This window comes from Novosphingobium sp. PASSN1, assembly GCF_002278815.1.
The window spans coordinates 221,910-244,035 of the sequence record NZ_NKIS01000007.1 but is presented as its reverse complement, the minus strand read 5'-3'; the positions used below and the strand labels follow the sequence as shown (position 1 = coordinate 244,035).

At 64.7% G+C, this 22,126-nt stretch carries 23 protein-coding genes and 1 tRNA gene; 23 read left to right on the top strand and 1 reads right to left on the bottom strand.

Annotated elements, in window-relative coordinates:
- Positions 1 to 83: 83 nt before the first annotated feature.
- Complete coding sequence (locus tag CFE35_RS13765) at positions 84 to 860, top strand: CDP-alcohol phosphatidyltransferase family protein (protein WP_292931303.1); 777 nt, start codon at positions 84 to 86, stop codon at positions 858 to 860.
- Here CFE35_RS13765 and CFE35_RS13760 read toward each other — a convergent pair.
- Positions 826 to 1,110: a hypothetical protein gene (locus tag CFE35_RS13760; RefSeq protein WP_292931240.1), complete on the bottom strand. Its 285-nt coding sequence runs from the start codon at positions 1,108 to 1,110 to the stop codon at positions 826 to 828. The genes CFE35_RS13765 and CFE35_RS13760 overlap by 35 nt on opposite strands.
- Before the next feature lie 945 nt (positions 1,111 to 2,055).
- Between CFE35_RS13760 and rpsB the strand changes: the two genes are divergently transcribed.
- The 22 genes from rpsB (at position 2,056) to CFE35_RS13650 (ending at position 21,973) form a co-directional block, all read left to right on the top strand.
- On the top strand, positions 2,056 to 2,823 hold the full coding sequence (gene rpsB, locus CFE35_RS13755; protein ID WP_292931239.1) for a 30S ribosomal protein S2: 768 nt from the start codon (positions 2,056 to 2,058) through the stop codon (positions 2,821 to 2,823).
- Positions 2,824 to 2,959: 136 nt separating this feature from the next.
- On the top strand, positions 2,960 to 3,886 hold the full coding sequence (gene tsf / locus CFE35_RS13750) for a translation elongation factor Ts (protein ID WP_292931238.1): 927 nt from the start codon (positions 2,960 to 2,962) through the stop codon (positions 3,884 to 3,886).
- A gap of 153 nt (positions 3,887 to 4,039) precedes the next feature.
- Entirely contained in the window at positions 4,040 to 4,765 is a 726-nt protein-coding gene (pyrH, locus tag CFE35_RS13745; RefSeq protein WP_292931237.1) for a UMP kinase, read from the top strand.
- A 15-nt stretch (positions 4,766 to 4,780) separates the two neighbouring features.
- Positions 4,781 to 5,338 carry a ribosome recycling factor gene (gene frr / locus CFE35_RS13740; RefSeq protein WP_292931236.1) on the top strand — a complete coding sequence of 186 codons (558 nt, stop codon included), beginning with the start codon at positions 4,781 to 4,783 and terminating at the stop codon, positions 5,336 to 5,338.
- A gap of 83 nt (positions 5,339 to 5,421) precedes the next feature.
- Entirely contained in the window at positions 5,422 to 6,066 is a 645-nt protein-coding gene (gene uppS / locus CFE35_RS13735) for a polyprenyl diphosphate synthase (protein WP_292931301.1), read from the top strand.
- Positions 6,032 to 6,790: a phosphatidate cytidylyltransferase gene (locus tag CFE35_RS13730; protein ID WP_292931235.1), complete on the top strand. Its 759-nt coding sequence runs from the start codon at positions 6,032 to 6,034 to the stop codon at positions 6,788 to 6,790. Before uppS ends, CFE35_RS13730 begins: the two co-directional genes overlap by 35 nt.
- Positions 6,787 to 7,944 carry a 1-deoxy-D-xylulose-5-phosphate reductoisomerase gene (locus CFE35_RS13725; protein WP_292931234.1) on the top strand — a complete coding sequence of 386 codons (1,158 nt, stop codon included), beginning with the start codon at positions 6,787 to 6,789 and terminating at the stop codon, positions 7,942 to 7,944. Before CFE35_RS13730 ends, CFE35_RS13725 begins: the two co-directional genes overlap by 4 nt.
- Before the next feature lie 8 nt (positions 7,945 to 7,952).
- Entirely contained in the window at positions 7,953 to 9,065 is a 1,113-nt protein-coding gene (gene rseP / locus CFE35_RS13720) for an RIP metalloprotease RseP (protein ID WP_292931232.1), read from the top strand.
- 363 nt (positions 9,066 to 9,428) lie between these two features.
- A complete protein-coding gene (bamA, locus tag CFE35_RS13715) occupies positions 9,429 to 11,990 on the top strand; it encodes an outer membrane protein assembly factor BamA (RefSeq protein WP_366557151.1) in 2,562 nt (853 codons plus the stop codon).
- On the top strand, positions 11,990 to 12,697 hold the full coding sequence (locus CFE35_RS13710) for an OmpH family outer membrane protein (protein ID WP_292931230.1): 708 nt from the start codon (positions 11,990 to 11,992) through the stop codon (positions 12,695 to 12,697). Before bamA ends, CFE35_RS13710 begins: the two co-directional genes overlap by 1 nt.
- A 56-nt stretch (positions 12,698 to 12,753) precedes the next feature.
- Positions 12,754 to 13,185, top strand: a complete 432-nt coding sequence (gene fabZ / locus CFE35_RS13705) for a 3-hydroxyacyl-ACP dehydratase FabZ (protein ID WP_292931298.1) — start codon at positions 12,754 to 12,756, stop codon at positions 13,183 to 13,185.
- A 95-nt stretch (positions 13,186 to 13,280) separates the two neighbouring features.
- The gene (gene rpmE, locus CFE35_RS13700; RefSeq protein WP_292931228.1) at positions 13,281 to 13,505 is read left to right on the top strand and encodes a 50S ribosomal protein L31; all 225 of its coding nucleotides are present in this window, start codon (positions 13,281 to 13,283) and stop codon (positions 13,503 to 13,505) included.
- A gap of 111 nt (positions 13,506 to 13,616) precedes the next feature.
- Positions 13,617 to 14,057, top strand: coding sequence for a MarR family transcriptional regulator (locus CFE35_RS13695; RefSeq protein ID WP_292931227.1), 441 nt, complete (start codon positions 13,617 to 13,619; stop codon positions 14,055 to 14,057).
- Between the two features lie 189 nt (positions 14,058 to 14,246).
- Entirely contained in the window at positions 14,247 to 16,619 is a 2,373-nt protein-coding gene (locus tag CFE35_RS13690) for a TonB-dependent receptor (RefSeq protein ID WP_292931226.1), read from the top strand.
- 159 nt (positions 16,620 to 16,778) lie between these two features.
- Positions 16,779 to 16,855, top strand: a tRNA-His gene (locus CFE35_RS13685).
- A gap of 158 nt (positions 16,856 to 17,013) precedes the next feature.
- Positions 17,014 to 17,742: a heme ABC transporter permease CcmC gene (gene ccmC, locus CFE35_RS13680; RefSeq protein ID WP_292931297.1), complete on the top strand. Its 729-nt coding sequence runs from the start codon at positions 17,014 to 17,016 to the stop codon at positions 17,740 to 17,742.
- 12 nt (positions 17,743 to 17,754) lie between these two features.
- Positions 17,755 to 17,910 (top strand): hypothetical protein, encoded by a 156-nt coding sequence (locus CFE35_RS13675; RefSeq protein ID WP_292931225.1) that lies wholly within the window; start codon positions 17,755 to 17,757, stop codon positions 17,908 to 17,910.
- The gene (gene ccmE / locus CFE35_RS13670) at positions 17,907 to 18,374 is read left to right on the top strand and encodes a cytochrome c maturation protein CcmE (protein WP_292931224.1); all 468 of its coding nucleotides are present in this window, start codon (positions 17,907 to 17,909) and stop codon (positions 18,372 to 18,374) included. The genes CFE35_RS13675 and ccmE overlap by 4 nt, the downstream gene beginning before the upstream one ends.
- Complete coding sequence (locus CFE35_RS13665; RefSeq protein WP_292931222.1) at positions 18,371 to 20,320, top strand: heme lyase CcmF/NrfE family subunit; 1,950 nt, start codon at positions 18,371 to 18,373, stop codon at positions 20,318 to 20,320. Before ccmE ends, CFE35_RS13665 begins: the two co-directional genes overlap by 4 nt.
- The gene (locus CFE35_RS13660) at positions 20,317 to 20,868 is read left to right on the top strand and encodes a DsbE family thiol:disulfide interchange protein (RefSeq protein ID WP_292931220.1); all 552 of its coding nucleotides are present in this window, start codon (positions 20,317 to 20,319) and stop codon (positions 20,866 to 20,868) included. Before CFE35_RS13665 ends, CFE35_RS13660 begins: the two co-directional genes overlap by 4 nt.
- On the top strand, positions 20,868 to 21,284 hold the full coding sequence (locus CFE35_RS13655; RefSeq protein WP_292931218.1) for a cytochrome c-type biogenesis protein: 417 nt from the start codon (positions 20,868 to 20,870) through the stop codon (positions 21,282 to 21,284). The genes CFE35_RS13660 and CFE35_RS13655 overlap by 1 nt, the downstream gene beginning before the upstream one ends.
- Positions 21,281 to 21,973, top strand: coding sequence for a tetratricopeptide repeat protein (locus CFE35_RS13650; protein WP_292931216.1), 693 nt, complete (start codon positions 21,281 to 21,283; stop codon positions 21,971 to 21,973). Before CFE35_RS13655 ends, CFE35_RS13650 begins: the two co-directional genes overlap by 4 nt.
- The last annotated feature ends 153 nt before the right edge of the window (positions 21,974 to 22,126 follow it).

The following is a 22,126-nucleotide window of genomic DNA, read 5'->3' as shown; positions in this document are numbered from 1 at the left end:
TGCCCGCGCCGGACAAGACCGGATCGGCAAACGACAGCGCAGTAAGGGATAGTGCAGACAGGGGTGAGGCCGGGCAGGTTCCCATGGCCGAGACGGTTGGCCGCGGCCGCTTGCCGCGCGGCCTGACCTTGCGGGCGATGGTGCCCAATGCCATCACGTCCGCCGCGCTATGCAGCGGCCTCACCGGCATTCGCTTTGCCATCGGCGGTGATTTTCATTCCGCCGTGCTGGCGGTTCTCCTTGCAGGCTTGCTTGACGGGATCGACGGCAAGGTGGCGCGGCTGATGAAGGCGCAGTCGCGCTTCGGCGCGGAACTGGACAGCCTGTCGGATGCGATTGCCTTTGGCGTGGGGCCTGCGCTGATCCTCTATCTTTGGTCGCTGAGCGCGGTACCGCGCTTTGGCTGGTTTGCCGCGCTGGCTCTGGCGGTATGCTGCGCGCTGCGTCTGGCGCGTTTCAATGCTTCGATCGATTTGCCCGGCCAGCCGCACAAGTCCGCTGGGTTCATGACCGGCGTGCCAGCGCCGGCCGGTGCAGGTCTTGCTTTTCTGCCGCTCTATTTGTGGTTTGCCAGCGGGCTGGAAGTTCTGCGCGCACCTTACGTGGTTGGGCCGTGGGCGCTGCTGATCGCCTTTCTCATGATTTCCAACCTGCCGACGCTGGGCTGGGGGGCGCTGCGACCGCGCCGCTCGATCCGGTTGGAAGTGATTGCCCTCGCCGGCATGGTCCTGGCGGCACTGCTCACCGAACCGTGGCTGACGCTGGTGGGCATCTGTGTCGTCTATCTCGCGCTGATGCCGGTGGGCCTGTGGCGCTACCGCCGGATCAGGCTGCAGCGCGCAGCGGGCGTGCCGTTGTAACCGAAGCCCCGGCAGCCCCGACCACCCGGACTGGTGCGCGGCGCGGCCGGATGGCGGTGCGCGGCCCCACTGGCGCAGAAACGCCAGTGATCTGCACCAGAAACTGCCGGTCGGCCGAAATCGCACGCGATTCCGCGAGCAAGCGGCGCACGGCGGGCAACTGCCCCCGCACCGTGACCACGATGGCCGCGAAGGCCACACAGCCAGCGCCAGCCATGACCAGCGAGGCGAGGAAAGGGACCATGGACATGGTAACGCTGCCTTTCAAACCAGGCGAACCGCTTGACAAGCGAAGCACGCCCTGTGGATAACTCGGGGTAGAGAATCGGAAACAGCCGCTCTTTCCCGTCTGTGATGCGATTGTTCTCTTTTTGTTCCATTCCGTCAAGCCGATTCGATGCTGGCGGCATGGAATTTCCATCATGAGGATATTGCGCACACGGTTGCGCCACGCGCGGTGGCGATTATGTGCCTGTATTGATTTAATAAAATGCCATTGGCCTCAGGCTGTGCAATCCCAGGCGCGCCGGGTGGCGATCCCCGCGCGCGGGGGGCGCGGGGATCGCAGTGGCGGTCTGGGAGGGCACCGGGTCAGGGCGCGACCGCCATGGCCGCGTGGGTAGGCGGCCGGCATGGCCGCTGGGTCTGCGGCCAATCACAAAGTGTTCATCACTGGGCGCGTGGTAATCACTGGGCGAGCGAGCAATCGAATTGCGCTACACAATTGGTATCAAGGGCATCGACATCGGCATTACCGGCCATCTACCGGTTGGCGCTCTACAAGTTCCGCTTGCTGGAGCTCTAAGCCTGAAAAGTCGCGGTTGATCCGGGGTGCATTGATATCACCGGGAATTTCGCGACTGGCGGTGTTGCCCGTCCCGAACTTTATGGCTGTGTCCAAACAATTTGACAACTAGTATTCACTACTTATTGGACACATGTCAGTGCAGGTTGACGGCTGAAAGCAACGTTTCACCGCGCACACGTGCAGGCCTGCTGCCAAAGGCGCAGCCAATTGCTTGTAGACGCTCGGCAAAAGGGCGGCTAACGGCGCAATCGCTGTGTTTTGATTCGGACAAGGGGTTCGGATGAGGCGCGGCAATCCACATGGAATGCGCACATACCGGTGCCGCGATGGGGTTCCTCCCGCCAGCGGTTCCTGCATTCCAGAGGCTCAACCGGAAAGGAAAGTCCTATGGCGGCTCCCGTCGTCACCATGTCGCAGCTCATTGAAGCCGGCGCACACTTCGGTCACCAGACCCACCGCTGGAACCCGCGCATGAAGCCGTACATCTTCGGCGCGCGCAACGGCATCCACATCCTCGATCTCTCGCAGACCGTGCCGCTGTTCGCTCGCGCGCTCGAGTTCGTCTCGGCCACCGTGCAGGGCGGCGGCAAGGTCCTGTTTGTCGGCACCAAGCGCCAGGCGCAGGAGCCGATTGCCCAGGCCGCGCGCGCTTCGGGCCAGCACTATGTCAACCACCGCTGGCTGGGCGGCATGCTCACCAACTGGAAGACCATCTCGGGCTCGATCAAGCGCTTCAAGGCGCTGGAAGAGCAGCTCTCGGGCGACACCGCGGGCCTCACCAAGAAGGAAGTCCTCCAGCTGACGCGTGAGCGCGACAAGTTCGAGCTGTCGCTCGGCGGCATCCGCGACATGGGCGGCATTCCCGACGTGATGTTCGTGATCGACGCCAACAAGGAAGAGCTGGCGATCAAGGAAGCCAACGTGCTGGGTATCCCGGTCGTGGCGATCCTCGATTCGAACGTTTCGCCCGATGGCATCGCGTTCCCGGTTCCGGCGAACGACGACGCCAGCCGCGCGATCCGCCTCTACTGCGAGGCCATTGCCGCTGCCGCCACGCGCGGTGGCCGCGATGCCGCGATTGCTTCGGGTGCAGACCTTGGCGCGATGGCCGAGCCGCTTCCGGAAGAAGCTGCGGTCGAAACGGCAGAAGCCTGATCCTGTCAGGTTCGGTGGCGGCGCTCATCATGGCACCGTCACCGAACTGACCCGGACACACATTACGGGCCGCGCCAGGTGTCTGTTGCCGGGCTGCGGCCTAACCCATATTCACGAGACAAGAAGGATCACCGCGATGGCTTATACCGCCGCTGACGTGAAGAACCTGCGCGAGCGCACTGGCGCGGGCATGATGGATTGCAAGAGGACGCTGGACGAGACCGGCGGCGATATCGAGGCCGCGGTCGACGCGCTGCGCGCCAAGGGCCTTGCTGCCGTCGCCAAGAAGTCGAGCCGCACGGCGGCCGAAGGTCTTGTCGGCGTGGCTGTTTCGGGCACGCGCGGCGTTGCCGTCGAGGTGAACTCGGAAACCGATTTCGTTGCCAAGAACGATCAGTTCCAGGATTTCGTGCGCAAGACCACCGAAGTGGCGCTCGGCCTTGCGGCTGACGATGTCGAGGCGCTCAAGGCAGCGGCCTATCCCGATGGCGGCACTGTCACCGACAAGCTGACCAACAACGTGGCCACCATCGGCGAAAACCAGCAGGTTCGCCGCATGAAGACCGTGTCGGTCTCCTCCGGCCTCGTCGTGCCCTACATGCACAACGCCGCTGCGCCGAGCCTCGGCAAGATCGGCGTGCTCGTCGCGCTCGAATCCGATGCCGGTGCCGATGTGCTCGAGCCGCTGGGCAAGCAGATCGCGATGCACATCGCGGCGGCCTTCCCGCAGGCGCTGAACGCTGATGGCCTCGATCCCGAAATGATCGCGCGTGAGCGCAAGATCGCGGCGGAAAAGGCAGCTGAAAGCGGCAAGCCCGCCGAAGTGCAGGCCAAGATGGTCGATGGCGCCATCGCCAAGTTCGCCAAGGACAATGCCCTGCTTTCGCAGGTCTTTGTCATGGACAACAAGACCCCCGTCGCGCAGGTCGTCGAGGCTGCTGGCAAGGCTGCCGGCACCAAGATCACCCTGGTCGACTATGTCCGCTTCCAGCTCGGTGAAGGCATCGAGAAGGAAGCCACCGACTTCGCCGCGGAAGTCGCGGCGGCTGCCGGCATCAAGTAAGTACACAGTGCGCAGCGCTTCCGGCTGGTCCGGGAGCGCTGCCGCATGTGCCAGAGCCAGACGGGGGCACACAAACCTGCGCCCGCGCCCTTGGCACGCGCCGCGCCGCGCGTATAAGGGCCGCCTTCCATTTGCGATGAGTTCTCCCGGACGATGAGCCTTCCTCCCCTAAAGCGCGTTCTCCTCAAGCTTTCGGGCGAAGTGCTGATGGGAAACCAGCCCTTCGGCATCGATACCGATTTCGTCGCGCAGATGGCCGAGGAACTGAAGGCCGCGCGGGATACCGGGCTTGAGCTGTGCCTCGTGATCGGCGGTGGCAATATCTTTCGCGGCATGGCAGGCGCGGCCAAGGGAATGGACCGCGCACAGGCCGATTACATGGGCATGCTCGCCACGATCATGAACGCGCTGGCCATGCAAGGCGCGCTTGAGAAGATCGGCGTGGAAACCCGCGTGCAATCGGCGATCCAGATGGACGAAGTGTGCGAGCCGGTGATCCGCCGCCGCGCCGAACGGCACTTGCAGAAGGGCCGCATCGTGATTTTCGCCGCAGGCGTGGGCGCGCCTTATTTCACCACCGATTCCGGTGCAGCGCTGCGCGCCGCCGAGATGAAGTGCGATGCGCTGTTCAAGGGCACCAGCGTAGACGGCGTCTATGATGACGATCCCAAGAAGAACGCAGCGGCAAAGCGTTATGATGCAGTGGATTATGACACAGTCCTCGCAGGCAATCTCAAGGTGATGGACGCCTCCGCCGTGGCCCTGTGCCGCGACAACGCCATCCCCATCGTGGTGTTTTCCATCCGTGAGCGCGGCAATCTTGCGCGCGTTCTTGCGGGCCAAGGCACCCAGACCATCGTTCAGAACAAGATCGCATAAAAGGAAGGCTGACCCATGGCCAAGTTCGACAAGACCGACCTCGAGCGCCGGATGAAGGGCGCGGTCGAATCGCTCAAGGGCGATCTTTCGGGACTGCGCACCGGCCGCGCGAACACCGCACTGCTCGAACCGGTGATGGTCACCGTCTATGGTGCAAACACTCCGCTGAATCAGGTCGCGACGATCTCCGCGCCTGAGCCGCGCATGCTGACGGTGCAAGTGTGGGACAAGTCCAACATCGGCCCGGTCGAAAAGGCGATTCGGTCGGCTGGCCTCGGGCTCAACCCGATCAACGATGGCAACACCCTGCGCCTGCCGATCCCCGATCTGACCGAGGATCGCCGCAAGGAACTTGCGAAGCTTGCCTCGCAATATTCTGAAAAGGCGAAGATTGCGATCCGCAATGTGCGCCGCGACGGGATGGATGCGCTCAAGGTCGACGAGACCAAGAAGGAGATCTCGGAGGACGAGCGCAAGCGCCTCGAGACCGAACTCCAAAAGCTGACTGACGAGCAGATCAAGGCTGCCGACGACGTTACCGCGCAGAAGGAAAAGGAAATCCTCGGCAAGTGAGCTCCGGGCAGGCTCAGGACAAGCGGGCCGCGGACCTGCCTGGCGGCGGCTACACCGGCCCCGCGCGCCATGTCGCGATCATCATGGATGGCAACGGGCGCTGGGCGAAGAAGCGCCTGCTGCCGCGCGCGGTGGGGCACAAGCGCGGGGTGGATGTGGTGCGCGAAGTTGTGCGTGCGGCGCGCCACATGGGGCTCGAGGCGCTGACGCTTTACGCCTTCTCCTCGGAAAACTGGAAGCGGCCTGAAGACGAGATTTCCGATCTCATGGGCCTGCTGCGCGCCTTCATTCGCAGCGATATCGACGAGTTCGCCGCGAACGATGTGCGGCTTAAGGTTATCGGCGATTACAAGGCTTTGCCTGCCGATATTGTCAAGTTGATCGAAGATGCGCTGGCGCGTACCGCGCACAACACGCGCACCACGCTGGCGATTGCACTCAATTATGGCTCGCAGCAGGAAATCGTCCGCGCGGCGGCTGCGGCAGCCACCAAGGGCGAGGTGACCGTGGCGGCGATCGAGGCCGAGCTGGATACGGCCGACCTGCCGCCGCTCGACCTGATCATCCGCACTTCGGGTGAAGTGCGCCTTTCGAATTTCCTGCTGTGGCAGGCGGCCTATGCCGAAATGTGGTTCACCGATGTGCTCTGGCCCGATTTCACCCCCGGCCACTTGCGCGAAGCACTGGACCACTATGCCACTCGTGAGCGCCGCTATGGAGGGCGCTGAGCCGCAAGCCGCGCAGCCCCGCAGCGATCTGCCGGTGCGCGTGGCCTCGGCGGTCGTGATGCTCGGGCTGGCCGGTTTTGCGCTGTGGCAGGGCGGGGTGGTGCTCAAGGGCTTCATCGCTCTCGTAGGCTTTGGGGTGTTTGCTGAATACGTGATGCTGGCCGCCAAGATCGCGCCCGATCCCGCGCGCATGGTGACATCCGTGATCACCGGCGGGCTTTACATCGGTTGGGCGGCGCTTGCGCTGATCGTCATGCCTGTCGTGCTGCTCGTCGCGGTGGTGGGCCTTGTCATCTGCACCGATACCGGGGCCTATTTTGCCGGCCGGGCCATTGGCGGTCCGAAGATTGCGCCTGCCATCAGCCCCTCCAAGACCTGGGCTGGGCTGGCGGGCGGCATGGCTGCGGCGGCGCTGTGGGCCACGCTCTACATCCTGTTTGCCGCCTATGTGCTCGCGGCGATGAGCCCGACCGGCCCGAGCCTTGCCGAAGCCCTGCGCACCACCCGCCTCGGCATGGCGGCGCTGGCCGGGGCTGGCCTGGCGGTGGCGGCGCAGGCGGGCGATTTCTATGAAAGCTGGCTCAAGCGCCGTGCCGGGGTGAAGGATAGCGGCCGCCTCATTCCGGGGCACGGCGGCTTGTTCGACCGGATTGACGGACTGCTCCCAGTTGCCATCATTGCGGGAACTGCTTGGGCAGCATCTGGAGGAGCAGGAGGCGCATGACGCGCACGATTACCATTCTGGGCGCAACCGGTTCGGTCGGCGCGTCCACGCTCGATCTGGTGCGGCGCAACCGCGATATGTTCCGCGTTGTCGCGCTCACGGCCAATGGCAATGCCGGGCAGCTTGCGGCGCTGGCCCGCGAATTCGGCGCGGAAGTGGCCGTTGTCGCCGATGAGGACGCGCTCCCCGAACTGCGCGGCGCGCTATCGGGCAGCGGGATCGAGGCGGCGGGGGGCGCTGCGGCGGTGATCGAGGCGGCGGCGCGCGGGGCGGACATCACCATGGCCGCCAGCGTCGGCTGTGCGGGGCTCGCGCCCACGATGGCGGCGATCGAATGCGGCAAGGCGGTCGCGCTTGCCAACAAGGAAGCGCTGGTTTCGGCCGGCGAAGTGATGACCGCCGCAGTCAAGCGCACCGGCGCCACGCTGCTCCCGGTCGACAGCGAGCACAACGCGATCTTCCAGTGCCTGGCGGGCAATGATCCTGCGCATGTCCACGCGATCACGCTGACCGCGAGCGGCGGCCCGTTCCGCGAGTGGGAAATGGAGCGCATCCAACGCGCCACCCCGGCGGAAGCGGTGAAGCACCCCACCTGGTCGATGGGCGCCAAGATCAGCGTCGATTCAGCCACGATGATGAACAAGGGTCTCGAATTCATCGAGGCGTTCCACTTGTTTCCGGTCGGTGTCGAGCGGCTGCGCATCGTGATCCATCCGCAGTCCATCGTGCATTCGATGGTGGAATATCGCGATGGCTCCACGCTCGCGCAGCTTGGCCCATCGGACATGCGCGTGCCGATTGCCTCCGCGCTGGCATGGCCCGCACGGATGGACACGCCGTGCGCGCCGCTCGATCTGGCCGCCATCGGCAGCTTGAGCTTCTTCAAGCCTGACGAGGAGCGCTTCCCCGCCACCCGCGTCGCGCGCGAAGCGGTGATCGCGGGCGGTGCGGCGCCTGCCGTGCTCAACGCCGCGAACGAGATTGCCGTCGCCGCGTTCCTCGCCGGTCAGATCGCGTTCACGCGGATCGTGCAATGTGCACAGGACGTGCTGGCGCGCGGGCTGCCTGCGGCCCCGGTGACACTTGAAGAAGTGATCGCCGTGGACCGGGAAGCCCGGATCCGCGCTGCCGAGATGATGGAGTCCGTGTCCTGAACGCTGCCGTGCAAAGCCCTGGCCTCCTGCTCACCGTGCTGGCGTTCGTGCTGGTACTGGGCCCGCTCGTGTTCATTCACGAACTGGGACATTACCTTGTGGGCCGCTGGTTCGGCGTGAAGGCCGACAGTTTCTCCATCGGCTTCGGCAAGGAAGTGGCGGGCTGGACCGACAAGCGCGGCACCCGCTGGAAGCTCTCCGCGTTGCCCCTTGGCGGCTATGTCCAGTTTGCGGGCGACATGAACCCTGCCAGCACGCCCAGCGCCGATTGGCTGGCGCTCCCCGCCGAAGAGCGTGAGCAGACATTTCAGGCCAAGCCGGTGTGGCAGCGCGCGCTGATCGTGCTGGCCGGGCCGCTGACGAACCTGTTGCTGGCCATTGCGATCCTTGCCGGTTTCACCCTCGCTTATGGCAAGGTCGTGATACCGCCGGTGGTCGGCATGGTGCAGGAAGGGTCGGCTGCGGCGAAGGCGGGCGTCCAGATGGGCGACCGGATCGTCTCGCTGCAAGGCTCTTCGATCGACAGCTTCCTCCAGATCCGCCTTGCCGTGGCGCAGCACCCCGGCGAGCCGCTGGATCTGGTGATCGAGCGGCAGGGCAAGCGCATTGCGCTGCCTGCGGTGGCTGCGTTCAAGGAAGTTTCGGACAAGTTCGGCAACACCCAGAAGATCGGCTACCTCGGCATTGGCCCCGCCACGGCCGAGCGCGTGGCCGTGGGCCCCATCGCGGCGGTGGGCGATGCGGTGATCCAGACGCGCGACATCATGGGGATGATGATCACCGGCATCGGCCAGATCGTCACCGGCAAGCGCGAGGTCAAGGAACTGGGCGGGCCGATCAAGATCGCCAAGTATTCGGGCGAACAGCTTGCTTCTGGCTGGGCCAACTACGTCTGGTTCATCGCGCTGATCTCGATTAACCTCGGGTTCATCAACCTCTTGCCAATTCCAGTGCTCGATGGCGGGCACCTTGCGTTCTACGCGATCGAGGCGGTCAGCCGCCGTCCGGTAAGCCAGCGCGGGCAGGAATGGGCCTTCCGCACCGGCCTTGCGTTGGTCATGGCGCTGATGCTGTTCGTGACCTTCAATGACGTCGCTTCATTGCGCGTTTTCGGAGGTTGAGGCGTTTCGAATCGAACGGCTGCGTTCGCGATCTTTCGCTGGACGGTGGGGGAAGCCGGATTTTCCACAAAATGCGGGGCAATTACGGTCTGCTGAGGTGAGCTTGCTTGATTGGCGGGCCTGCATCGGGCAGGAGGCGGCATCGCGGGACGTGACGGTTTGTTGCCGGGGCGTGCCTTGGTGCGAGGCGGAGCGGCAGTGGCCGGTCGGCCGCACGAATAGACGGGATGGCGCTTGGTGATGAATGCTTGGAACTCGCCCCGGACCCAGGGCGGCCTACCGATCACGGTGCGTGCCCAGGGCAAAGTGGCTGCCACTCTCGCGGCGCTTGCAGCCTCGACCTGTCTTGCCGGTATGCCCGTCATGGCGAACGCACAGACTGCAGCCGCGCCGCCAGCTGCCGCTGCGCCGGTCGCTGCTCCGGCTGCTGCGCCTGCAGCAGTTCCCGCGCCGGTCCCGGTCGAACTCGTCCGCTCGATCACCATTTCCGGCGCGCAGCGGCTCGAGGCCGATACGATCCGTTCGTACATCCGCCTCAAGGAAGGCGACAAGTACACGCAGGCCGCTGCCGACCAGGTGCTGAAGGACCTCTACGCGACCGAGCTGTTTGCCGACGTGCAGGTGCGCGACAGCAATGGCGACGTGGTGATCGAGGTGAAGGAAAACCCGGTCGTCAACCGCATCATCCTTGAAGGCAACAAGCGCCTGAAGGAGGACAAGATCCTCCCCGAAATCAAGCTTGCTGCCCGCCAGATCTTCACGCGTTCCAAGGTCCGCGCCGACGTGGCGCGCATCATCGAGCTCTACAAGCGGCAGGGCCGCTTTGCCGCTTCGATCGAGCCCAAGATGGTCATGCTCGATCAGAACCGCGTCGATATCGTGTTCGAGATCAACGAAGGCCCCAAGTCGCGCGTCCGCCAGATCAACATCATCGGCAACCAGACCTTCAACGCTACGAAGCTGCGCGGCGAAATGGTGACCAAGCAGGCGCGCGTGTTCCGCGTGTTCTCCAGCGGCACCAGCTACGATCCGGACCGGCTCGCCTTCGACCAGCAGAAGCTGCGCCAGTTCTACCTGACCAACGGTTACGCCGATTTCCGCGTCGTTTCCGCCGTGGCCGAACTTACGCCCGACAAGCGCGATTTCATCATTACCTACGTGGTCGAGGAAGGGCAGCGCTACAAGTTCGGCGACGTGAAGGTCGATAGCCAGCTGCGCGATTTCGATGGCGATGCGCTGGCCAAGCGCCTGCCGCTCAAGGCCGGGCAGTGGTACAATGCCAAGCAGGTCGAGGACACGGTCGACAGCCTGACCGAGACGGCAGGCAGCTTCGGCTATGCCTTTGCCGACGTGCGGCCGGACTTCAATCGCAACAAGGATGACCTGACGATGTCGGTCACCTTCCGCATCGCGGAGGCGCCGCGCGTCTATGTCGAACGCGTCGATGTCAACGGCAACAGCCTCACGCAGGACAAGGTCGTCCGCCGCGAATTCCGCGTGGCGGAGGGCGATGCGTTCAACTCCTTCCAGATCAAGCGCTCGTCGAACCGCATCAAGTCGCTCGGCTACTTCCAGGAAAAGTTCGAGGTCGAGCAGAAGCCCGGCTCCGCGCAGGACCGCATTGTGCTGGAAGCCAACGTCGAGGAAAAGCCCACCGGGCAGCTTCAGCTCTCGGCCGGTTTCTCCAGCCTTGAAAGCTTCATCTTCCAGGCCTCGATCCAGCAGAACAACTTCCGTGGCCGCGGCCAGACCATCGGGCTCAGCGTTGATTATTCGCGCTTCTCGCGCAGCGTGCAGGTCAGCTTTACCGAGCCCTATCTGTTCGATCGCAACGTCTCGCTCGGCGTTGACGTCTATCGCCGCGATTTCAACAGCTTCAACTTCCTCAACAGCAACCGCAACACGACCTACAAGCAGTCGACCACCGGCTTCCAGGTTCGTGCCGGTCTGCCGCTGACCGAGTACATGTCGCTGATCGGGCGTTACACGCTCAATCTCGAGAACGTGACGCTCGACAAGAACACCTATTACCTGCCCGACGCCAACGGCGTGCCGCAGTGCTCGATCTTCCTGGCGGGCCGCTATCTGTGCGATGCGATCGGCAAGCGCACCAGTTCGATCCTCGGCGCGAGCATGGTCTACGATACGCTCGACAACCGCATGCGTCCGACGAGCGGTTCGCAGGCCGTGGTCGGCGTCGATTTCGCCGGTCTCGGCGGTTCGGTGCGCTATGCCCGCATCAGCGCCAACGCCTCGCGCTATTTCTCGCTCGGCAAGGGTTTCGTGTTCTCGCTGCGTGGCGAGGGCGGGGCGACCAAGGCGCTCGGCAATCGCACCAACGATCCCACGATCGACGACGTGCGGCTGACCGACCGCTTCTTCCTCGGCCAGCCGCAGCTGCGCGGTTTCGACATTCGCGGCGTTGGCCCGCGCGTGCTGCGCAAGTTCTACAGCGGGTTCGATCCCAAGGACGGCACGGGCGGCGTGACCAGCACCGATCGCAACCAGTGGGTCGATGACGCGCTGGGCGGCAAGGTTTACTACCTCGGCCATGCGGAGCTTGAAATTCCGCTGGGTTCCGGCGCGCGCGAACTGGGGCTGCGGCCTTCGATCTTCGTCGACGCGGGCGCGGTGTTCAGCGTGGCGCGGCCCTCCACTTCGGGCACCACGCTGCTCTATCAGGACAACGTGACCGGCCGCCTCACCACGTCTTCCGCCGATACTACCGGCAAGGCCAACAACATCGCCCAGAAGTTCGACGAGATTTTCCTCGGCGACAGCCCCAAGCCGCGCATCTCGGTCGGCTTCGGCGTCAATTGGAACTCGCCGTTCGGCCCCTTCCGCATCGACGTCGCCAAAGTCCTCAGCAAGGTCGATGGCGATGATCCCCAGACAGTCAACTTCAACGTAGGAACCCAGTTCTGATGCAAAACCGTATTCTTCCGGCGTTTGCCGTCACCGCTGCCATGCTGGTTGCGGCACCTCATGCCATGGCTCAGGCCGCTGCTGCTCCGGCATCGAGCACGCCCGGCGGTATCGTTGTCCCCGGCATGGCTTATGCCAATGCGCAGGCCGTGGTCGGCGCTTCGGCGGCCTACAAGACCGCGATGGTCCAGCTGCCCGTCACCTACAAGGCGCAGATCGATGCGGTGAACACCCGCCGCAACCAGATCACCGCGCAGCTCAAGCCGCTCTACGACAAGTTCGAGGCGGACCAGAAGGCCGCCAAGCCCGATGCCAACGCGCTCCGCGCGCAGGCCGCGCAGATCCAGCAGCTCGAACAGGCGGGCGAGCGCGAGATCCAGCAGATGGCCGAGCCGCTCAACGTGGCGCAGCAGTACATCATCGAGCAGATCAGCGACAAGCTCACCGCCTCGACGCAGCAGGCGATGACCAAGCGCAAGATCACGCTCGTGCTAGATTCGCAGAGCGTGCTGAAAGCGGACGGCGTCTACAACCTCAATCAGGACATCCTGAACGAGCTCAACACGCTGATCCCCAGCGCACAGCTCGTGCCGCCGGCCGGCTGGCTGCCGCGCGCGCAGCGTGAAGCGGCAGCCCAGCAGGCTGCCCAGGCAGGCGCTGCGCCTGGTGCGGCCGCGCCTGCGGGCAAGGCCCCCGAAGGCCGCTGAGGCAAGACGCGGTGAGCGAGGCGACTGAAGACGCGGGCGCTGCGGTGCCGCTCAGCCTGGATATCCGGGGGGTGATGGCGGCGCTGCCGCACCGCTATCCCCTCCTGCTCGTTGATCGGGTGGCTGAACTGGTGGTGGGCGAACGCATCCACGCCATCAAGGCCGTCTCGATGAACGAGCAATTCTTCCAGGGGCACTTCCCCGGCCGCCCGATTATGCCCGGCGTCCTCCAGATCGAGGCGCTGGCGCAGGCCGCGGGCGTGCTCGCGGTGGAATCGCTCGGCCTCGCGGGCACGGGCAAGCTCGTCTATTTCATGGCGATCGAGGAAGCCAAGTTCCGCACGCCGGTGGAGCCGGGCTGCCTGCTCGATCTCCATGTCGAATTCACCCAGAAGCGCGCGCGCGTCTGCAAGTTTGCGGGCAAGGCGATGCTGGGGGACAAGATTGCAACCGAAGTCAGCTTCACCGCGATGATCGCGGATAGCTGAGCGGTTGCCATTTGCGCCCGAACCGCTTAAGGCCGCGCCTTTCCGAGATTCCCTGAGGCCGGTCGGAACCGGCTTCGCACTGTGGAGCGAGACCCATGAAAGCCAATACCCACCCCGACTACCACATGATCAAGGTGCAGATGACCGACGGCACCGTGTTCGAGACGCGCTCGACCTGGGGCAAGGAAGGCGACACCATGCCGCTCGAAATCGATCCCCTCTCGCACCCGGCATGGACCGGCGGCACGCGCCAGCTCGATCAGGGCGGCCGCGTTGCGCAATTCAACAAGCGCTTCGGTGGGCTCACGCTCAAGAAGTAAGTGTTTGCGCAGGCATTGCACACGGATCAGGGCGGCTTCGGTCGCCCTTTTTCGTGAAATGCATGTGCCTTGGCCCTTGCCATGTCGGCGCGGTAGAGTGAAACAGCGCGCATGGCTGTTTTGACGAATGCTCTCGATACACTGCTCGGCTACCAGTTGCGCCGCGCCACATCGGTCCTGATGGCCGATTTCGTGCGCACGCTCTCGGATTTCGACATGCGCCCGGCCGAAGTGACCACGCTGCTCGTCATCGACCAGAATCCGGACTGCTCGCAGAGCGAAGTGGGCGAGGCGATCGCGATCAAGCGCGCCAACATGGTGCCGATCATTGCCCGGCTGATCGAGCGCGGACTGGTCGCACGGACCCGCGTCGATGGCCGTAGCCTTGCGCTCCGCGTGACTGAAAAGGGGGCCGAAAAGGCAACCGAGGCGTGGCAGCGCATCAACGCGCATGAAACCGCCTTCCGTAGCCGCATCGCGCCGGATGAACTGGCGACCGTGCTGCGCGTGTTGCCGCTCTTGCGCGCAGCTGCTGAAGAAATGGTCGGTTGATCGCTTCAGCGCGCTGATTGCATGCCACTGTCACCTGAATGCACAGGCGCGGCGAATTCGCCGATGGCCTCTCATTTTTGGCGGTTGTCCCTTCTCGGAGCGCTGGCCCACCTTCCGTGTTGAGCCGGGAACACGCACTACGCACAAAGGCGCAGGCCCCGGCCGTCCATTGGATGAGAGGAGAATGCCATGCGGTATACGCGCGTTCTTGGCTGGTCGTCGCTTGCGGCGGTCGCTGTTTCCCTGGCCATGCCCGCCCATGCGGCGGCTGCTGCCGAAGCTGCCGACCAGGGCGGCACATCGGCGGAAGCATCCGGCAAGGATGTGATCATCGTTACCGCGACGCGTCAGGCGGCCGACAAGCAGAAGGTCGGCGTCGCGCTCACCGCGCTCACCGCTGAAGACATTGCACTGCTGGCCCCGCGTTCGCTGCTCGACATTCAGGGTTCGGCCCCCAACGTGTTCATCGGCAGCGGCACCGCCGCGCCGGGCCAGAGCGCCATCTTCATCCGTGGCCAGGGCTATGCCGACGTGGAGAAGACCCAGAGCCCGCCGGTCGGCGTGATTCAGGACGGCGTGTTCTTCGGCAACAACACCGGCCAGCTGCTGGATATGTTCAACATCTGCTCGGTCGAAGTCGACCGCGGGCCGCAGGGCATCTTCTACGGCAAGAACACCACGGCTGGCCTCATCAACCTCACGCGCTGCGCCCCCACGCGCAAGCTCGGCGCGAGCCTTGAAGCAGGCTACGGTTCGTTCAACGAATTCTATGGCCGCGGCGTGCTCAATGCGCCGCTGGGAGATCGGGGCGGCATCGCCTTCTCCGGCCAATACCGCCGCATCGATGGCATTCTCAACAATGTCTTCACCAAGCGCCGCGCCGGTGGTTCGGACTACCGCGCTTTCAATCTCAAGCTCGATTACGATCTGACCGACTGGCTCAAGGCCGATCTCAGCCTCGATCACATCCACCAGACCGGCGGCGGCACCCCGGTGCAGTTCGGCAACAAGCTGACTGCCAGCATCCTTTCGGGTGGCAATCCTTCGGCGATCTGGCCCAAGTACAACGCTGAAACCGGAAGCCCCGATGGCCTGAAGCCTCGCGAGATCGGCAACAACCTCGGCGCTGACCAGGACCGCCTCAACACCAACATCGCAAGCCTGACACTGAAAGCCAAGACCCCGATTGGCGATCTCGTCTCGCAGACCTCGTACATGTCGTCGGGCGACACGGTGAATCAGGACTTTGACGGCACCTGTGTTGGCGCGGCGGGCTGCACCAGCGTGGGCAACCCGCTGCTCGCCGCCACCGGCAGTGCGCTGCTGACCAACCGCGACCAGACCTACAAGCAGTTCACGCAGGAAGTGCGCCTGCAGGGCAAGGCAGCGGACGGCCTGGTCGATTACATCGTCGGCGCGTTCTACTACGATCACAAGATCACGCTGCACCAGAACACCAACAAGGTGATCGATGCCTATCAGGCGGAGAAGGACCACAGCTGGTCGTTCTTCGGCAACATCGACATCAACCCGACCCCGACGATCAAGATCTCGGGCGGCGTGCGCAACATCTTCGAAGCGAAGCGCTTCAGCACCGAGTACACCCTCACTCTGCCTGCGCCCGTGGGCACGATCCCCATCGTCGCGCCGATCAATGATCGTCGCAGCTGGCAGAAGCTGATCACCCGCTTCAACATCCAGTGGCAGGCAACGCCCGACGTGCTGCTCTACGTGAACCGCTCGGAAGGCTTCCGCTCGGGCGGCTTCTCGATTCGCGGTACGCTGTCCGAACAGCAGGCCGGCATGACCAACTGCGGCGTGGCGGGCGGCTGCCCGAACAACAACTTCCTCTCGTTCCTGCCGGAAACCAACACGACCTACGAAGGCGGCATCAAGACGCGCTTCCTGAACCGCGCGATCACCTTCAACGCCGCCGGTTTCATCAACGACATCACCAACTTCCAGCAGTCGCAGGTCGTCGTGACGCCCGGCTATGGTCCCGGCACCAACACCTATGTGGTCAGCTTCCCCAAGGTCCAGATCAAGGGTCTCGAGTTCGAACTGGACTTCGATTTCGGCAAGATGACCGACACGATGAAGGGCCTCTCACTGTCCGGCACGCTGGGCATTCAAGATGCCAACGTGAAGAACGGCAAGGTCAACGGTCAGACCGCCTCGATCGGCGCCGGTGCGCAGGCGGGCGCGCCCGGCACGACCGCCGATTTCACCGGCGTCCTGCTCCAGCGCGTGCCGAGCAACAACTTCACCGTGCGCGGCAACTATGTCCGCGAGCTTTCGGATGATGCGAAGATCTCGCTGACGGCGGGCTATTCGTGGATCGACAGCTTCTCGCTCGGCACCTTCGGCACGCTCAACGATATCCAGCCCAGCTACGGTCTGCTCGATGCCTCGGCCACGCTCAACTACAAGGGCTACTTCCTGCGCGTGGCGGGCAAGAACCTGACCAGCAAGGCCTACCGCACGCAGTCGCTGCCCACCGTGTTCTTCCAGGGCTGGGCTCCGCCTGCGACGTTCACCGTCTCGGTCGGCGCGAAGTTCTGATCGCCACGGTTTCCTGAATGCGAACCCCCGGCGGATGGCCTCCGTCGGGGTTTTTGTTTGCGCACGGCGGGGGAGCCAAGATTCCGCTTCCCAAATCCCCCACATTCTGCAAAAGCGCGCGTCCGCAGTGCCGATGCTTTGGCACAGTGCGTGTGTGTGGCGATCATAGCTCAGTTGGTTAGAGCGCCGGTTTGTGGTACCGGAGGTCGTGGGTTCGAACCCCATTGGTCGCCCCATTTTTCTTCACCGCTAAGCTTGTGGCGTCACCTGTACCAAGGTCCACGCCCATAACCGCCTGGTAACCCCTTGCCCCGCCTGCTGGCAGGTGGCAGAGAAAGCCTTGCGCGGACAGTATCGACTGTACCGGCTGCTTTACGGACGTACCTGCCCGCTCATGCACGGCTTTGCCAATCCTGCCCGTTTCCTGCGCATGGCGCGCTGGCTGATGCCGCTGATGCTCGTGCCGGGCCTCATTCTTGCGTTCGGCGCGGTCGCGTGGGGCCTGTTCATGGTGCCGCCTGATCGGCTGATGGGCGATACGGTCCGGATCCTGTTCATTCACGTGCCCTCGGCGTGGCTCGGCATGGCCGGCTGGAGCACGATTGCCATTGCGAGCCTTGTCGAACTCGTGTGGCGCCACCCGCTGGCGGGAATCGCGGCGCGCGCGGCGGCAGTGCCCGGCGCTGCGTTCACGGCGATCTGCCTTGCCACGGGTTCGATCTGGGCGCGGCCGACCTGGGGCACCTGGTGGGTGTGGGATGGCCGGTTGACCAGCTTCCTCATCCTCCTGTTCCTCTATTTCGGCTATATCGCCCTTGCCGGCGCGGCGCAGCGCGATGCCGCAGCGGGTGAGGGGGCAAGCCGCGTCACCGCGATCTTCGGCCTTGTCGGCGCGGTCAACATTCCGATCATCAACCGTTCGGTGGTGTGGTGGAACAGCCTGCACCAGCCGCCCTCGATCACCGCGGGCAAGTCATCGATCGATGGCACGTTCCTCTGGCCGCTGCTGATTGCCGCGATCGGTTTTTCCTTCATCTTCGGCGGCGTGGTGCTCGCGCGGATGCGCATGCTGCTCGCCGATATCCAGACCGAGGCGCGCCTGCGCCGCAAGGCGATGGCGTAAGCGGCACGGACGATGCACGAAAAGCTCGATCAATGGCAATTCGTGATGGCGGCGCTCGCCATCGGGGTCATCGGCACGCTGGTGTTGGTGGGCTGGACCCTTCTGGCCATGCACCGCGCCGAACAGCGCCGCGATGCCGTTCGAGATAGTGGGCGACGTGAACGATGAGTACGATCAAACCCCCTATGATCAAGCCCAAGCATCAGCGCCTCGTGCTGATCGTCCTCGCGGTCGTCGCGCTGATCGGTGCGGGCTTGCTCGCGGCCTATGCGCTCAGCCGTCAGGCGGCCTATTTTTACCTGCCCAGCGAACTGGCGGCCAATCCGCCCGAAGCGGGCCGTGCGGTGCGGCTGGGCGGCATGGTCGAAAAGGGTTCGATCAAGACGATGCCGGACGGCGTGACGATCAACTTCTTCGTCAAGGACGACAAGGGCCGCGTGCCGGTGCGCTTCTCGGGCATTACGCCGGATCTCTTCGTCGAAGGTTCGGGCGTCGTCGCCGAAGGGCGGATGGAAGGCACCACTTTCGTGGCCGACAACCTGCTTGCCAAGCATGACGAAAAATACGTGCCGCGCGAAATGAAAGACATGACCTCGCAGCAGGCCAAGGCCGTGATCGCGGAGACGAAATGATCGCTGAACTGGGCCTTGCGATGCTGTGGATGGCCGCCGCGCTGGCGGTGCTGCAGCTGGTATCCGGCGCGTTGGCGCTGCGCCCCGCCACAGCACATCTGGCGGGCGTGGTCCGCCCCGTGGCGATGCTGCAAGGCGTGCTGGTCGCCTGCGCTTTCGCTGCGCTGGTCTGGCTGTTCCTGACCACGGACCTCTCGGTCAAGCTCGTCGCGGAAAACAGCCATTCGGCCAAGCCGTTTATCTTCAAGCTCGCGGGCACATGGGGCAACCACGAAGGCTCGATGCTGATGTGGGTAACGATCATGAGCCTTGCGGGCGGCTTCGTTGCGCTCATCGAAAAGCGCCTGCGCGAAGAAACGCTGATCGCCACGCTGGCGGGGCAGGCCTTCGTCAGCCTTGGCTTCTATGCCTTCCTGCTGCTCGCCTCCAACCCGTTCACGCGTCTGGCCGAACCGGCGCCCGAAGGGGCAGGCCTCAATCCGCTGCTGCAGGACATCGGCCTCGCGTTCCATCCGCCCACGCTCTACGTCGGCTATGTCGGGCTTTCGATCGCGTTCAGCTTCGCGGTTGGCGCGCTGATCACGCGCGATGTCGGCCCGGCCTTTGCCCGCGCAATGCGGCCGTGGGTGCTGGGTGCCTGGATTTTCCTAACCCTCGGCATCACCGCCGGGTCGTATTGGGCCTATTACACGCTCGGCTGGGGCGGCTGGTGGTTCTGGGATCCGGTCGAGAACGCCTCGCTCATGCCGTGGCTCGCCGCCACCGCGCTGCTCCATTCGTGCAGCGTGCTCGCCGCGCGCAACGCGCTGCGCACGTGGACGGTGATGCTGGGCGTGATCGCGTTTTCGATGTCGATGGTCGGCACGTTCCTCGTGCGCTCGGGCATCCTGACCTCGGTTCATGCTTTCGCGGTCGATCCCACGCGCGGTTCGTTCATCCTTGGCCTGCTGGCGATCTACATCGGCGGCGCGCTGGTGCTGTTTGCCCTGCGCGCCAGCACGGTGACGGAAGGCGCGCGCTTTGCGGTGTTCAGCCGCGAATCGAGCCTCGTGTTCAACAATGTGATGCTCTGCGGCATCCTCGGCATCGTGCTGGTTGGCACGCTCTACCCGCTCCTCACCGAAGCGATGGGCGTCAAGGTCTCGGTCGGCCCGCCCTATTTCAACCCGGTCTCTGCCGTGTTCGCGATTCCCATGATGCTGGTCATGGCGGTCGGTCCGGTGCTGCGCTGGCGTGAGGACAAGGGCGGGCGGATCACGTGGCAGGTCGCGGTGCCCGCGCTTGTCACCGCCGCTGCGCTGCTGGTTGTCGAACTGCTGTTTGCGCCGATCAATCTGCTGCCAGCGCTGGGCCTTGCCATTGCGCCGGGGCTTGCCGTCGCTTCGGTCCAGCCGCTGTGGGGCCGCAACCTGCGCCGCACCCCGCTGCCGACGTATGGCATGGTCGTCGGCCACCTCGGCATTGCCGTTGCGCTGTTCGGCATGGCGAGCGAGGGCGCGTTTTCCACAGAATGCCTCGCCGCGATGAACCCGGGCGACAGCCAGCAGGTCGGGCCGTTCAAGGTCCGCCTGCAATCCATCGATCCCGTCGCCGGGCCGAACTGGACCGCGCTCGAAGCGACCGTGTCCGCCAGCTATGCCGGTGCCGCCCCTGTGACGCTCCACCCGCAGGCACGCACATTCGCCAATCCGCCCGGAAACCGCACCGAAAGCGCGCTGCTGACGCGCTGGAACGGCCAGCTCTATGCCGTGCTGGGCGAAGAGGGTGAGGACGGGCGCTGGCAGATGCGCTTCTGGTGGAAGCCGTTCGTGCCGATGATCTGGTATGGCGGCGCGCTGGTCGCGCTGGGCGGCCTGCTTGCGCTGCTCGGCCGTGTGGCGCGTGATGTGAAGCGGCTCGTGGCGACTGACAAGATTGCCTACCGCCGCGAAAGGCAGGGCCGATGAGCAGCGCTGCACCCAAGCGCCCCGGTTTGGCGGTGTGGCTGCCGCTCGGCCTGTTCGTGGGCTTCCTCGCGCTCGTGATCGTCGGGCTGTATTGGCCCGCCGACCGCGAGGTTGCGAGCGCCTTCATCGGCAAGCCGCTCCCCGTGTTCGATCTCCCCCCTGCCAGCGACGAGCGCCCCGGCCTTGCCACCGCGCAGTTCAGGGAAGGCGGCAAGCCGCGCCTGCTCAACGTGTTTGCCAGCTGGTGCGTGCCCTGCGCGGTCGAATCCCCGCAACTTGCCGCATTGGCGCAGCAGGGCGTGGAGATCGACGGCGTCGCCATCCGTGATCGCAAGGAGGATGTTGCGCGCTTCCTTCGCCAATATGGCAATCCCTTCAAACGGATCGGCAAGGATGATCTCAGCCAGGTCCAGCTGGCCATCGGCTCGTCCGGCGTGCCGGAAACCTTCGTCGTCGATGGCAAGGGGATCATCCGCTATCAGCACATCGGCGATATCCGGCCCGAGGACGTTTCGCTGATCCTGCGCAAGTTGCAGGAGGCGCAGTGATGCGCGCGCTCTTTCTGGCCTTGATAGCGCTCTTTGCGCTGTCCGCCCCGCTTGCGGCGCAGGACATGCTCCCGCCCGCGCCCTATGCCTACAAGCAGCTCCCCGATCCGGCGCAGGAGCGCAAGGCGCAGGCGCTGATGGAAACGCTGCGCTGCCTCAAGTGCCAGAGCCAGGCGATTTCGGATTCCGATGCGCCGATGGCCGGTGACATGCGCCATCAGGTGCGCACGCGCATCGCCGCCGGAGAGGATCCCGAGGCGATCCGCCAGTGGCTGATCGAACGCTATGGCGATTACGTGAGCTATACCCCGCAAGTGAAGCCGCTGACCTGGCCGCTCTATGCCGCGCCGCTGGTATTTCTGGCGCTGGCCGCGTTCCTGCTGCGCGGGCGTTTCCGTGGAGCCAAGCGCAAATGACCTGGGTACTCATCCTGCTGATCGCGGTCGCCGTGTGGGGCATCATGGCCTTTGTGCTCAAGCTGCCGCGCACGGGCTGGGAAATCACCGGCGCCGCTCTGCTGTTCGGCATTTCGGGCTATGCGCTGCAAGGCCATCCCAGCCAGCCCGGCGCGCCGCAAGCCCCGGTCGAGAACGCCAAGCTGGCCGACCAGACGCTGATCAAGCAGCGCCAGGAAATGGGCAGCGCCTTCGGGCAGGGCCAGTCTTGGCTGATCCTTGCCGATGCGCTTACCCGGCAGGGCCAGTATGGCGCAGCCGCCGATGTGCTGCGCAGCGCCATCGCCAAATCGCCCAAGGACGCGGACTTGTGGGTTGCGCTGGGTAATGCGCTCGTCGGTCATACCGACGGCGTGATCACCCCTGCCGCGCAGTTCGCCTTCCAGAAGGCCGCGAACATCGCACCCGATCATCCCGGGCCGCCGTTTTTCATGGGGCTGGCGCTGGCGCAGACCGGGCGTCTGGCCGAGGCGCGCACCTTGTGGGCAGACCTTCTCGCCCGCTCGCCCGCCGATGCGCCCTACCGCGCCGATCTGCAGGAACGGCTTGCGCGGCTCGATTCGATGCTGGCCGAACAGGCTCAAATGCAGGGGGCTATTGGTGGCGCTCCCGGTGGAATGCCGCCTGCCGCCAAGCCGACGCAGCAATAGTCCCTGAAAACAAGCGGTTGCTTGCGCTGCGCGGTGCAGTGCATCGCTCCGTGCGTGCCATTGCGAGCAACATGGGGCGGTGCTAAAGCGCGCCGCCGTTCGGGGGTATCATGCTATGCTTCCGGTGGTTGGGGCCGTGCCCCGGGGACACAT